11 protein-coding genes and 1 tRNA gene are annotated in these 13,368 nt (G+C 61.0%); 4 read left to right on the top strand and 8 right to left on the bottom strand.

Annotated features, from left to right (window positions below):
* Window positions 1–687 precede the first annotated feature (687 nt).
* Window positions 688–1,641, bottom strand: coding sequence for a LysR family transcriptional regulator (locus F8N66_RS04980; RefSeq protein ID WP_150769112.1), 954 nt, complete (start codon window positions 1,639–1,641; stop codon window positions 688–690).
* A 101-nt stretch (window positions 1,642–1,742) separates the two neighbouring features.
* Here F8N66_RS04980 and F8N66_RS04975 point away from each other — a divergent pair, with 101 nt between their 5' ends.
* The gene (locus tag F8N66_RS04975; protein WP_150769111.1) at window positions 1,743–3,056 is read left to right on the top strand and encodes an L-fuconate dehydratase; all 1,314 of its coding nucleotides are present in this window, start codon (window positions 1,743–1,745) and stop codon (window positions 3,054–3,056) included.
* Between the two features lie 182 nt (window positions 3,057–3,238).
* Window positions 3,239–3,886, top strand: a complete 648-nt coding sequence (locus tag F8N66_RS04970; RefSeq protein ID WP_150769110.1) for an MliC family protein — start codon at window positions 3,239–3,241, stop codon at window positions 3,884–3,886.
* 35 nt (window positions 3,887–3,921) lie between these two features.
* Here F8N66_RS04970 and F8N66_RS04965 read toward each other — a convergent pair whose 3' ends face one another.
* The 4 genes from F8N66_RS04965 to F8N66_RS04950 all read right to left on the bottom strand — a co-directional run bounded on the left by F8N66_RS04965 (window position 3,922) and on the right by F8N66_RS04950 (window position 7,905).
* Window positions 3,922–5,010, bottom strand: a complete 1,089-nt coding sequence (locus F8N66_RS04965; protein ID WP_150769109.1) for an AI-2E family transporter — start codon at window positions 5,008–5,010, stop codon at window positions 3,922–3,924.
* 186 nt (window positions 5,011–5,196) lie between these two features.
* Window positions 5,197–6,585 carry an ArnT family glycosyltransferase gene (locus tag F8N66_RS04960; RefSeq protein WP_150769108.1) on the bottom strand — a complete coding sequence of 463 codons (1,389 nt, stop codon included), beginning with the start codon at window positions 6,583–6,585 and terminating at the stop codon, window positions 5,197–5,199.
* On the bottom strand, window positions 6,582–7,544 hold the full coding sequence (locus F8N66_RS04955; protein WP_150769107.1) for a glycosyltransferase family 2 protein: 963 nt from the start codon (window positions 7,542–7,544) through the stop codon (window positions 6,582–6,584). Before F8N66_RS04955 ends, F8N66_RS04960 begins: the two co-directional genes overlap by 4 nt.
* Entirely contained in the window at window positions 7,522–7,905 is a 384-nt protein-coding gene (locus F8N66_RS04950) for a GtrA family protein (protein ID WP_150769106.1), read from the bottom strand. The genes F8N66_RS04955 and F8N66_RS04950 overlap by 23 nt, the downstream gene beginning before the upstream one ends.
* Before the next feature lie 120 nt (window positions 7,906–8,025).
* Here F8N66_RS04950 and F8N66_RS04945 point away from each other — a divergent pair, with 120 nt between their 5' ends.
* Complete coding sequence (locus tag F8N66_RS04945) at window positions 8,026–8,691, top strand: response regulator transcription factor (protein ID WP_191622899.1); 666 nt, start codon at window positions 8,026–8,028, stop codon at window positions 8,689–8,691.
* On the top strand, window positions 8,657–9,871 hold the full coding sequence (locus tag F8N66_RS04940; RefSeq protein ID WP_150769104.1) for a sensor histidine kinase: 1,215 nt from the start codon (window positions 8,657–8,659) through the stop codon (window positions 9,869–9,871). The genes F8N66_RS04945 and F8N66_RS04940 overlap by 35 nt, the downstream gene beginning before the upstream one ends.
* A 31-nt stretch (window positions 9,872–9,902) precedes the next feature.
* Here the strand turns inward: F8N66_RS04940 and F8N66_RS04935 are convergent.
* The 3 genes from F8N66_RS04935 to selA all read right to left on the bottom strand — a co-directional run bounded on the left by F8N66_RS04935 (window position 9,903) and on the right by selA (window position 13,331).
* Window positions 9,903–9,998 (bottom strand) — tRNA-Sec (locus F8N66_RS04935).
* 7 nt (window positions 9,999–10,005) lie between these two features.
* A complete protein-coding gene (gene selB / locus F8N66_RS04930; RefSeq protein ID WP_150769103.1) occupies window positions 10,006–11,913 on the bottom strand; it encodes a selenocysteine-specific translation elongation factor in 1,908 nt (635 codons plus the stop codon).
* On the bottom strand, window positions 11,910–13,331 hold the full coding sequence (gene selA / locus F8N66_RS04925; protein WP_150769102.1) for an L-seryl-tRNA(Sec) selenium transferase: 1,422 nt from the start codon (window positions 13,329–13,331) through the stop codon (window positions 11,910–11,912). Before selA ends, selB begins: the two co-directional genes overlap by 4 nt.
* Window positions 13,332–13,368: the final 37 nt, after the last annotated feature.

The following is a 13,368-nucleotide window of genomic DNA, read 5'->3' as shown; positions in this document are numbered from 1 at the left end:
CAAGCGCTCTTGCCCCACCACTCGGTGCCTCGCTCTGGCTCGGCATGCCCTCTCTCCGGCATTGCTCCGTGGGTCGCCGCGATGGGCCATCCCTGGCCCAGCGCGGCTAAACCGGCGTCCTGCCGGTTTACCCACTGCGCAATGCCTGCGTTCGGCCAGCGTGGTTTAACGGGGCGCCCCAGATCAAAATCAAAATCGAGGCGGCCTGACAGCCGACCTGACGTTGGCTGGTGTACGCAATCCCCTGTAGGAGCGAGCCTGCTCGCGATGGCCGTCAACGATAACGCTGGCTGTCTGGATTAACGCGGTGTCTGGGCGTTTTTCGCGAGCAGGCTCGCTCCCACAAGGCGGGGGGCGTACGGAGCAAAAAGCAGGTCGGCTATCAGGCCGCCTCGCTTTGGCTCTTGCGGTGTACGCCCCCTCGTGAGGCCGAGTGGAGGTTCTGCGCAGTGGGTAAACCGGCAGGACGCCGGTTTAGCCGCGCTGGGCCAGGGATGGCCCATCGCGGCGACCCACGGAGCAGGACCGGAGCAAGGGCATGCCGAGCATTAGCGAGGCACCGAACGACAGGGGCAAGAGCGCTTGGTTACTTGGCGCTTTTCCAAGTAACTCGCCGTAAGGGCGAAACCCTAAGCCGCCGTTACCGCAGCAACGGATATGCCCCCCCATGACAGCCCACCCAAACATTCAAAACGACTGCTCACGCAAATACCGCAACAACGTTTCCAGCGCCACCGACCTCGGCCGGGAACGCAAGGTCAGCAAGCCAAGGTTGACCATGGAAACCGGCAGTTCCACCGGCAGGACAGCGACCATGCCATAGCCCGCATAATGCTCGGCCACGTCATTGGGCACCACCGCGATCATGTCCGAGGCTTCGAGCATCGCCGTGGTCGCCAGGATCGAGGCGGTTTCGACAATGTCCAGCGCCTGCACCATGCCGCCGGCCTGCAGGGCACTCTCCACCCGGCGGCGCATGGGGCTGCCGATGGGGTGCAGGATCCAGGTCAGCGTGACCAGGTCGGCCAGTTGCAAGGGCGCGGCGCCCGCCAACGGGTGTCCGGCCCGGCCAATCACGCGCATCTGCTCGCCGTTGTCGAACAGTTCGATGTCCAGGTCCTGGCTGTCGCCCTGGTCCGGCAGGCGTCCCAACACCACATCCAGATCGCCGCGCTGCAAGGCCGGCAGCAAGGTGTCGCTGGTACCGACTTCGATGGAAATCCGCACCTTGGGATGATCGCGCTTGTACGCCAGCACCGCCGTGGTCAGCAACCGGGGCACCGGCCCCATCACGCTGCCGACCCGCACCAGACCCATCGCGCCGCGTGCCAGTTCGGCAATCTGCGCCTGGGCATGCTCAAACTCATGCAACGCGCCCTGGGCGTAGCGGATCATGACCTCGCCATACAGGGTCGGCTGCATGCCCCGGGGCAAGCGTTCGAACAGGCGCACGCCGAGGCGCTCTTCCAGTTGCTGCAGCAGCAGGCTGGCCGCCGGTTGCGTGGTGTGCATCGCCGTGGCGGCCCGCCGCAGGTTGCCGAACTCGCCCAGGGCATTGAGCAAGGTGATCTGCCGGCTGGAGATTTTCAGGGCGCCGAGATGACGTGGCGTGGGCGGAACGGCTTCGGGCGTGCCAGACATATCGAATCCGATATCACTGATTAGGAATTCGCGATTATGCCTGTATCGGTCGACGACCTAAAGTCGAGTCTCCCTGTGGTCACCGAGAACAAGCATTCGCCATGAGTATTCGAATTACACACCTGAGCGTTCGCGACATCCGTTTCCCCACCTCCCTGTCACTGGACGGCTCCGATGCGATGAACAGCGCACCGGATTATTCCGCGTCTTACGTCGTGCTGCACACCGACGCCGTCGACCTGCAAGGCCACGGCCTGACGTTCACCATCGGCCGCGGCAACGAGATTTGCGTGGCGGCGGTGCAATCCCTGGCCCCCATGGTGGTCGGCCTGAGCCTGGAGGACATCGTCGCCGACATGGGCGCCTTCTGGCACAAGATCACCGTGGGCGACAGTCAATTGCGCTGGCTGGGGCCGGAAAAAGGCGTGATCCACCTGGCCACCGCAGCCATCGTCAACGCCGTCTGGGACCTGTGGGCCAAGCACGAAGGCAAGCCGGTGTGGAAACTGCTGGCCGACATGACGCCGGAACAATTGGTGCGTTGCCTGGACTTCAGCTACGTCACCGATGTGCTCACCCCCGAGGAAGCCATCGCCCTGCTGCGTCGCCAGGTGCCCGGCAAGGCCCGGCGCGAGGCGCAGATGCTCGAAGAAGGCTATCCCGGCTACACCACCGCGCCGGGCTGGCTCGGCTACAGCGAAGAAAAAATGCGCCAGCTGGCCCGCGAGGCGGTCGCGGATGGCTGGACCCACATCAAGCAGAAAATCGGCGCCAACCTCGAAGACGACATCCGTCGGGCGACCATCTTGCGCGAGGAAATCGGTTGGGACCGCACCCTGATGATGGACGCCAACCAGGTCTGGGGCGTCGATGAATCGGTCGCCAACATGCGCCGCCTGGCGGCGTTCGAACCCTTGTGGATCGAGGAACCGACCAGCCCCGACGACATCCTCGGCCATGCCAGCATTCGCCAGCGCATCGCGCCGATTGGTGTCGCCACCGGTGAGCACTGCCACAACCGGGTGATGTTCAAGCAGATGTTCCAGGCCGGTGCACTGGACTTCTGCCAGCTCGACGCGGCACGCCTGGGCGGCCTCAACGAGGTTCTGATCGTATTGCTGATGGCGGCGAAGTTCGACGTACCGGTCTGCCCCCATGGCGGTGGCGTCGGGTTGTGCGAGTACGTGCAGAACATTGCCCTGTTCGACTACATCGCCGTCTCGGCTTCGCTGCACAACCGGGTGCTGGAATACGTCGACCATTTGCACGAGCACTTCCTGGACCCGGTGGTGATCCGTCGCGGCCGCTACATGCCACCGCAGCGCCCTGGCTACAGCATCGAAATGCACGCCGAAACCCTGGAACGCTATCGATACCCTGATGGCCCGGTGTGGCTCGACCTGCCTCGCTCCTGATCGCCACCCCGGCGTGGCTGCATCGACCGCCATTGTTCAGCGCTCAACCCAGCCGTCAGGCGGTGTGGCAAGTTTCGAGCGCTGACTTACACTGCCTACACCCAACGCGAATGAATGTCCGTTCAACGGATCGATAGTTCCACGTCGATCCGGTATCACGTAATGACCTGGGTGAAGCCAACATGAAAACGGTCACCGCCCTTTTCACCTGCGTGCTCGGTGCCAGCCTGTGGCTGGCGGCGTGCACCTGCGCCCAAGCGGCATCCTTCACCACCAGTTTCGACTGCGCCAAGGCCACCGCCTCCATCGAAAAACTGATCTGCCGCGATTCGCAACTGGCGCAGATGGATCTCGAACTCATGCGCCTTTATCGCCTGGCGCTCACGGATGAACACTCGGTCCCGCGTCCCGACAAAATCGTGATCGACCAGAAATTCTGGCTGCTCGACCGTGATCAGTGTGCCTCTCAGGCCGATCCCAGGGCCTGCACGATCAGCCGTTATGCCGAACGCGCGCACCAGTTGCGCCAGGGTTCGGCCATTGTCAGGACCAAGGATCCGGACCGGCTCACCGAAGGGCCCCAGGCGTTTCGATGCGCAGGGCTGAACGCGCTGCTGGCGGCGACCTACTACACCACGCAGCCGGGCGTCCTGTACCTGAAATGGGCGAACACCTCGATGACCCTGAACCAGGTGCCGAGCGAGACCGGAAACGAATACGTGGGCAAGGATTTCCAGGGAACCTACAGCTTCCGGCAAAACGGCAACGCCGTGTTTTTCCAGAAGCCGGGCGCCCGGGAAATGAGCTGTACGGCTGAACCTGTGCGCTGACGACAATCCGTGCCGGACATTCGGCAATTGATCGGTCAGGGCGCACCCTCCTCCGGCGGTCGATCCTGCACCCACTGCCAGAACAGTTGATAGCCGAGGGCAAGCACCACGGGGCCTATGAACAGGCCAATGATGCCGCTCGTGACCATGCCGCCCAGGGCGCCGATGAGCACGACGGGCATCGGCACGTCGACCCCTCGCCCCAGCAGCAAGGGCTTGAGCACGTTGTCCACCAGGCCGGCCACGAACACGTAGACCGCAAACACGATGGTCGTCGTACTCGCGCCCTCGGTGGCGAAGACATAGGCGATCACCGGCAAGGTGATCAGCGTCACCGGCAGTTGCATGATGCCCAGCAACAGCACCGCCAGCGCGAGCAGGCCGGCGCCGGGTATGCCCTTGAAGACGAACCCCAGGCCCACCAGCAGCATCTGGATAAAGGCGATGCCGACCACCCCGAGGGCGACCGCGCGGATGGTTGCGGTGCAGAGTTCGGCGATTTTCGGCCCCTTGGCCGGGCCGCTGACCCGCGAAGCGATCTGCACCGCGGCGCGACTGCCGGCTTCACCGTGGGCCATGAAGATCCCGGCGATGATCAACGCGAAGATAAAGGTCAGGAATCCCATGCCGACGCCGGCCAGCTTGCCCAGCAGCGTCAGGCTGACGCCTTTGATCTGCGGGATGTACTTGGCGGTCAGGCCGGGAAGATCGGTGGCGGCCTGCAGCCAGATCGCCGATATGGGCTTGCCGATCAACGGCCACCCGGCCACGGCGTCGGACGGTGGGGGAATATGAAAGCCTTCGTTCCTGACGACCGTCATGGCCGTTTCCACCGAGTCGGCAATCGAGGTCCCCAACAGGTAGATCGGCACCATGAGAATCACGATGGACACCAGCACGATCAAGGTGGCGATACGCCCTTCCCTTTGCCCAAGCGGGCCCATGAGCTTTTTCTGCAACGGATACAGGGTAATGGCGAGGATCACGGACCACAGCATCAGGTCGCGGAAGGGACTGAATATTTCGAAGCAGAACAACACCAGCACCACAATCAGGCCGGCGCGGATCAGGACATCGAGCAGCCCGCGAGACCAGGTCTTCTCTGTGAGTGGAATGGGCACCATGGGGGGGCTCCTGGCAGTTCATTGCAAAGATGGGAGTCGGTTTGCCCAGCATAGACGCTGATTTCGATCAAGACGGGGCGAGAGGGTGTACAGAGCCGTTGCCTGGCCAGCAGCTCACCCGCAGGCGCGAGCTCGCGCCTACGGATGCCCTGTCGAAAAGGCGCAATGGACAGGCATTATCCGGGGCTAACTGCGACCACACTTGAGCAACAAACTCGCATTGGCCTGACCCACTGCCTGACAGTCCAGCGCCTCCAGCAGCCCCTCGGAAATGCTGCTCAAACGCAGTGAAAGGTAAAACCTGCCATCGCCAGGCAAGGCTTCAATGTTTTCGACTCGCCGGGCCCTGCCGGCACTGTAAAATTCTGCCGAATACGATCTTCTGGCCAGGTAAACCAACTCTCCGGGTGCATCTGCATCGTGCGCTTTCCACAGGGCCACGATGTCGCGCTGGTTTTGCGCCCTTTCACCGAGCGAGCCGTGCAGTACCAGGGTCCCGCCCATGACTGGAAGGCAAGCGGCCAGCACGTAGACGACTGTTCGACGCTTGTACATGGAAAGGCTCTCGGCCAGCAAAATGGCCCAGGCCGGTAATGCAGGCAACACGTAGGTCCAGAGAATATTGCCGGCCAGCGTGAAGAACAGCGGCGTTGCCAGTGCCCAGCCCCAGAGGAAAATGTAGAAATCGGCATTCCAGCTGTAGCGTTTGCGCGCCTTGTGCAGCGTCCACAGGCAGAGTGTCCATGGAAACAGGCTACCGATCAGGTAAATCCAGATCGTCCCTAATGTTTGCGCATGCGCACTGCCATAGAGATCACCCTGCCATTTCGAAATGACGTATCGACTCCAATGCTCCCCGACAAAGAAGTAGTTCAGGAAGCCAGGGGTCTTGTTTTCGGCCAGGTAGTACCAAGGCACGCACACCACAGCCACTAACATCAACCCGGACAACCAGGGTAAACGAAGGAACCGCTTCCAGTTCCGGGTCGAGGCAGCCCACACCGTAACCAGCATGCCCACGAGCACAATGGATAATGGACCTTTGGCCAGCATGCCAAGGCCCAGGCCGATAAACCCGATTCTGGCCCACGTCACGTCGCCATGGGAAACGCCTCTCCACAAACCATAGGACGCAAGCACGATGGCGAAACTCAGCGCGGGATCCGTCAACACCACCCCACTCGACACAAATCCAAGCGCGCAGCTGGAATAGATGATCGAAGCGATCAGGCCGGTCTTCAGGTCACGTTCTTCACGGCAGAATTTTATGATCACGGCACAAATGGCGACATGGATAAGCCATGCAGGGAAACGGCTGGAAAACTCACTAATGCCCAACACTTTCATGCTGAGCGCCTGCGTCCAGAACGACAGCGGCGGTTTACCCCAGAATGGCACACCATGATCGAACATCGGGGTGATCCAGTCATTCAGGACCACCATCTTGCGCGCGACCTCGGCATATCGCGCCTCCGACGTATCCATCAATGGATAAAAGGCCAATCCCGCAAGCCTCGCCAGGCATATCGCAATCAAAATCAACCAGAGCAGGCGGTTCTGATCAGTCTGAGTCATGCCGGCCGCTCCAGCGATCCATTTTCCGGGGCCCTGGAAGTCGGCTTTCTCAGAAAATAGTGCGGCCTGCCCTTGGCTTCCACTTTCAAGATGCCCACGTACTCTCCCAGCAAGGCGATCCCGCACGTCATGAACGCCAGAACCACCAGTATGAAATTCTCATAACCTAACTCGCCCACGATCAGGGCAACGACGAAGGCGATAATGGAGACCAGCATGACCAGGGCGGCGCAATAGCTGAACCAGCGCAGCGGACTGTGTGAAAAAGAGAGTGACGAATCAATGGCAAGGCCCAGGAGATTTGGCATGTTCCACTTTGTCTTGCCGGCCTCCCTGCCCTCGCGATCGTATTCCAGGCAAATGCTCTTGAAGCCGATCCAGCCGGCCAGCCCCTTCAGTACGCGCGACCTTTCCGTGAGCTCGTTGAGTGCTGCCAGCGGCGCGCTGCCCAGCAACCTGAAATCGCTGACCTGCGAAGGGAACGAGAAATCCTTCACAAGCACACTCATGATCCGATAGTACGCAGTAGCCGTTGTTCGCTTGAGCCAGGAGTCGCTGTGGCGCATCCGGCGCTGCATGTTGACCACGTCGTAACCTGCGACCCAATGCACGATCATTGACGGTATGAGTTCCGGAGGATCCTGCAGGTCGGCATCTATGAACACGATGGCACGGGCCTCTGCGTGTTCCATCCCGGCCCACATGGCGGCCTCCTTTCCAAAGTTCCTGCTCAGATGCAAACAACGCACATCCACTTCTCGCGCAAACTCATCCAGCAGGTCAGCGGTGCTGTCCGTGCTTCCATCATTGACATACAGCAGCCCGATTCGCATGTTCAATCCACGTACGACGTCAGTGATGCGCTTGTGAAACATGGGCAGTACATCTTCCTCATCGAAACAAGGAATAATAACTGTCAAGTCATAACAAGGCGGACTACCCGAGTTTTGTTTCTGCATGTTTGAATACCAAGTTATTAGAAATTGTGAAATTAAAGATCATCACCAAACCAGAAGAAACCACCTGGGCTGGTAATGCGCTCACGCCCAGTTTTAAGATCGCGGCCATAAACAGCGTGTTGAAAAAAACACTCAACGCACACAACGCAACGTAATTGCCGGGTTGGGCTGTTCTATGTCGAAAAACCCAAAGTTTGAGAATCCAATAGTTCGCGACAGCACCCGCTATCGCGCCGACGGCGCTGCTGGATAGCCAGCCGATACGGGGTGCCAAAAAGACCAGCAGCGCAAAGTGCACAGCGGTCGCCGTGACACCCGACACCACATAGCGGGGAAGTAATCGGTTGAGTAATGTGTTCATCGGCCAGACTGTACAAAAACAGGTGTGAACCGATTGTCACCTTAATGTTGCGTTCATCTCAGTTCACTCAAGATGCCCGCCGAACATCCTCCGAGAGCCTTTCCTGTGCATGAAATATTATTGGTTGAAGACGACATCGCATTGGCGGGCACGTTATATGACTATCTTTCAGAGTTTGAACTCGACATTGATCATGCCTGCGATGGACGAACCTGCCTCGAACTGCTGAAGTCCAATCATTACGACGTCATCATTCTGGATGTCACGATGCCGCGCCTGAATGGAATCGACACCTGCAGGCTGATCAGGCACCAAGGCAACACCGTCCCCATCCTGTTCCTGACCGCCCGCGACACCCTGGCAGATAAACGCGAAGGCTTCGGGGCTGGTGCTGACGACTACCTGGTAAAGCCCTTTGAACCTGAAGAACTCAGGCACAGGATCAACGCTCTATTACGGCGTAATCGCCCACATGCACCTTCGACTTCCCTGTCGTGTGGAGATCTTGAGTTGAATGAAGCAACGTGCATGGCCACTCGTGGAGAACTTCGCATCCAGCTGCCGGATATCCAGTTCCGAATAATGAAGATGCTTGTCGAGGCCGCCCCCGGCCCCCTCGGCAGACGACAGATTGAACTCGCCATCTGGCCTGACTCAGAAATACCCGAGAGCGATCCACTGCGCACTCATATCTATCGCCTTCGACGGTTGCTGGCCAAATTACAACTGGGTAACTCACTGGTTACCCTTCATGGAAAAGGGTACAGACTTGCTATCCCCCACTAACTCCTTTTTTATTCGGATCCTCTACATACTGATCCCCTTTTCGACTCTCGTTGCAATCATTTACAGCGTGTTGATCTGGGCATCGGTTTCGATGACAGAGGACTACATCGTCAAATATTACCTGAAGCGTGAATTCGAGGAGTTTGAACGCGAGTACGCGCAAGATGGAAGTTCAACACTGATGCCCAATACCAGTTACCTGCACACTTTCTGGAGCGACCACCCTGAACTGCCCGGGTTTGTCTCGTCACTGGCCGAAGGACTGCACGAGATCGGTGATACGCATGTACTCATCAAGAACATCCCGGGTGCACACAACAAAATTTACATGATACTTGACGAGTCCAGGATGAGTTCCCTGGACAGCTTTGCGCCCCTCACGATAAGTCTGCTCTGGACATTGGCCGGGCTGATAATAATTGCGGGCGCAGTGGTTTCGATTTTCATGGCGCGAATCATCTCCGGGCCGGTTGTCCAGCTCGCCAGGGATCTGTCCCGACATCCCCTCAGAACCCGACAGCTCAAAAGTAATCATCGCAAGGATGAAGTAGGCGTACTAAGCCGGGTCATCAGTGGAGCACTGGAACGCCTGGAAAACGCACTCGATAGAGAGTCAGCCTTCACCCGGCATGTGAGCCATGAATTAAGAACGCCACTGAGCATCATCAGAAACTCCCTGGCCGTCATTAAGCTTCCTCACTGCGATGAGACGAAAAAAGCCCGAAACATCGAGCGCCTCCAGCAAGCCTCAAAGGACATGGAAGCGTTGATTGAGCTATTCCTTCGTCTAAGCCGCGAAAAGGTCGCTCCCAAACGAGTCGACGTCGGTTTATCTGATCTGCTGAAGGGCGCACTGCTGCGACACAAACCCAGGATCGACACGCTTCACGTTCGACTGCACGTTGCACAAGGCCTGATGATCAGTGCCGATCCAATACTGTTGAACAGCTTGATTCACAACCTGATCAACAACGCCATTCAACACGGCGGGCAGCGCCTGCTGATTGCCGCCAATCCGGACAGCCTGGTTATTTCCAATACGCTGACGCAAGCCCAATCGGTCGAAGGCTATGGCTTTGGCCTGGAAATCGTTTCGAGAATATGCCGATATGCCGGCTGGCATTTACACATACGGTCTACCTCAACAACCTTCTGCGCCAGAATCAGCCAACTTGGCTAGCGCACCGTCCCTGGGCACTGTCGGATAAAACTGGCGGAAGGTAGCCGGAGTCGAACCTGCCCGGGAACGGATGCCGTCCCCCACCGGATTTGAAGCCCGGCCGCGCCACCGGGCGCGATTACCTTCCTGAAAAATCAGCGATCCGTGCGCCGCGCCAGCGCATTGTCCGGCCGGATCTGACGCTTGTCGCCCAACCGCCGTGTCAGCCCGAGCCGGTCGAAGTATTCGAGAATCTGCACGCTGCGCTTGCGCCCCAACCCCAGCGCATCGCGAAACGCCGCCACCTGAATCACCGGGTGATCGTCGGCCAATTGCAACAGCATAGTCGCCAGGCAACGAATCATCGTGTCGGTGTAGAACAGATCCCTGACCACCTGGTGCAGCAACCCCAACCGGGCCATTTTGCGCAGCAGCGCGCGCACCCTGGCTTCGTCATGCCCCAATTGCCGCACCCACGGCGGATCGAACCCGGCCGCCTCGAACAACGGTTGCAACTGCTGCCACAGTGCTTCGTCCGCTTCATTGAGGCGTACGTGATGATCGGGCAAATGCAACCAGGGCCCGCTGGCGGTGACGGCACCGCAGGCCAGCAATTCGTCGAGCAGGCTGATGAAACGCGGGCGGTCCAGGGCCGTGCCGGCGAAACGGCGCAGACGATCACGGTCCGGGCCCATCTGATCCGGCTCCTGCTCATGAAAGCGCGCCAGGTGATGCAGTAATTCGGCCTTCAAGGCTTGCCAGCGGCCAGCGTCGAACAACACCGGCCCAAGCCGCGTTTCGATCAATAGCACGTCCTCCGGCAACACCCAGGTTGCCCGTGGATGATTGAACTGGCGCTCCAACTGTTGCGGATCGAGCCCGCTGTCGCTGTGGGCCAGCAACACCGGCAGCAGGGTTTCCAAACGCGTGGCGCTGGCCAATGCCTTCAACTGTGACAATCGTTCGGGACTGCGGCGGTGCCGGGCCGGCGCGAACGGGTCGAGCACCCGCCCACCGCCAAGGGTGCGTTGAGCGCTCTGGTCGCGCAGGATCAACGGATCGCCGTTCACAACCTGCACCGGAGCATTGAGCAGCAGTTGCGCAAACATCCGCTCACCCGGCCCCAGGCTCGCGCCCTCCAGCAAGGCCACTCGGCCAGTGACGTCCTGAGTGCCGACATGCACGTGCACCGGCTGAAAATGCTCGAAGGCGCGGGGCTCGCTCGCCAGCACTTGCAGATCGATGTCCACGCGCTGGGTCGCTGCATACAGCCACTCGGCCACCAGCCACTGACCGCGATGAATCTGCTCCAGCGCCAGGCGTTCGCCACTGAGGTTCAAGGCGACCCGCTGCCCGGCCACGGCGGTTTCGGCGGCTTGATTCTGCGCATGCAGGCCGCGCACGCGCACCCGTTTGTCGAGGGGGCCGAGCACCAATGTATCGCCCACTGCCACCTCTCCCGACAGGGCCGTGCCGGTGACCACGATGCCCGCGCCCGCCACGCTGAAGGCCCGGTCGATCCACAGGCGAAAGCCCCCGTCGAGGCGGCGTTGCCGCACGTCACGCTGGGCATCCAGCAAGGCTTGCCGCAGGGTTTCGATGCCCTCCCCGGTCACGCTCGACAACGCCACCAACGGCGCATCGGCGTATGGGCCTGGCGCCAACAACTGAGTGATCTGCGCCCGTACGGCTTGCACCCGGGCCGGCTCGACGCGGTCGCATTTGCTGATGGCCACCAGTGCCCGGGCAATCCCCAGCAACTCGACGATGGCCAGGTGTTCCCGGGTCTGGGGCATCACACCGTCATCGGCAGCGACGACCAGCAGCACCAGATCGATGCCCTGGGCGCCGGCGAGCATGTTATGGGTGAAGCGCTCATGACCGGGCACGTCGATGAAACCGGTCAGGGGCGCGCCGGGTTCCAGTGCCGCGTAGAGGTAGCCCAGGTCGATCGTCATGCCCCGCTCGCGCTCTTCCCGGCGTCGGTCACCGGCCTGCCCGGTCAAGGCCTGGAGCAACGCCGTCTTGCCGTGATCGATGTGCCCCGCGGTGCCGACAATCAACCCGGCACCTGCAATTGATCGAGCTGCGCCAGCCACGCCGCCTCGTCGTCCAGTTGCCGCAAATCGAGCCACAAGGCGTCGTCGTCGATACGCCCGAGCACCGGAATCGGCAAGCCGCGCAGCGCGGCCTCCAGCCCATGCAGGCAACGCCCGCGCAGACGCTTTGAGCTGAGTGGGCGCAGGCACAGCGCGGCACTCGGCAAGCGCGCCACCGGTTGGCTACCGCTGCCGATCATGCCCAGCGCGGGCACTGCACTGACGGACCAGCTGTCACCCAAGACCCGCGCCAGTGACGGTTGCAAACGTTGAGCCTGGCCGAGGATGTCGGCCCGGGTACGCGTGAGCAGGCGCAGACTCGGTAGCCGTTCGGCCAGTCGATCCGGGTTGCGGTACAGGCCCAGGACCGCTTCGAGGGCGGCCAGGGTCAGCTTGTCGACCCGCAGCGCGCGCTTGAGCGGGTTTTTCTTGATCCGCGCAATCAAGTCCTCGCGCCCGACAATCAACCCCGCCTGCGGGCCACCGAGCAGTTTATCGCCGCTGAAGGTGACGATGTCGGCGCCATCGAGCAAGGCCTGGCGTACCGTGGGTTCGGCGGGCAGGCCCCAGCGCGTGAGGTCCAGCAGGCTGCCGCTGCCCAGGTCTTCGAGCAGCGGCAAACCGTGTCGGTGCGCCAATTGCGCCAGTTCCGCGGTCGGCACGCGGGCGGTGAAACCCTGGATGTCATAGTTGCTCGCGTGCACGCGCATCACCAGGCCGCTGCGCGGGCCGATGGCGGCCTCGTAGTCGCGGGCATGGGTGCGGTTGGTGGTGCCGACTTCGTGCAGCTTCACCCCGGCACGAGCCATGATGTCGGGAATGCGAAACGCGCCGCCGATTTCGATCAGCTCGCCCCGGGAAATGATCCCCTCCTTGCGCGCCCCCAGGCTGTTGAGGGTCAGCAGCACCGCGGCGGCGTTGTTATTGACCACAGTGACCGCTTCGGCACCGGTCAGCTCGCGGATCAGGCCTTCGATCAGATCGTCGCGGTCGCCGCGCTTGCCGCTGTGAAGGTCGAACTCCAGGTTAAGCGGATAACGCGCGGCCATTTGCACCGCAAAGATGGCTTCCTGCGGCAGCAACGCCCGCCCGAGATTGGTGTGCAGAACGGTCCCGGTGAGGTTGAACACCCGGCGTACGTGACTGCGGTGCTGATTGGCCAGGCGCTCCGCTACCCGCCCCGCCAGTACCTCGGCGCTGACCTCCACCGCTTCGACCTGGCTCAGCCGCACGCTGTCGCGCAGCTCATCGAGCAACTGTCGCAAGGCCGCCAGCAAGGCATCGCGCCCATAACGCTCGGTCAAGGGTTGGCACGCCGGGTGGCGCAGCAAGCTGTCGATGGAAGGCAGGCGCGGCGTTGGGCTGGCGGGACTTGCGGGCATCAGGCGCTCCGGAATACCAAGGAATTGGCAGTGACTG

The organism is Pseudomonas fluorescens (assembly GCF_902498195.1).
Classification (GTDB): Bacteria; Pseudomonadota; Gammaproteobacteria; order Pseudomonadales; family Pseudomonadaceae; genus Aquipseudomonas; species Aquipseudomonas fluorescens_BU.
This window is presented reverse-complemented; position numbering and strand designations above follow the sequence as displayed.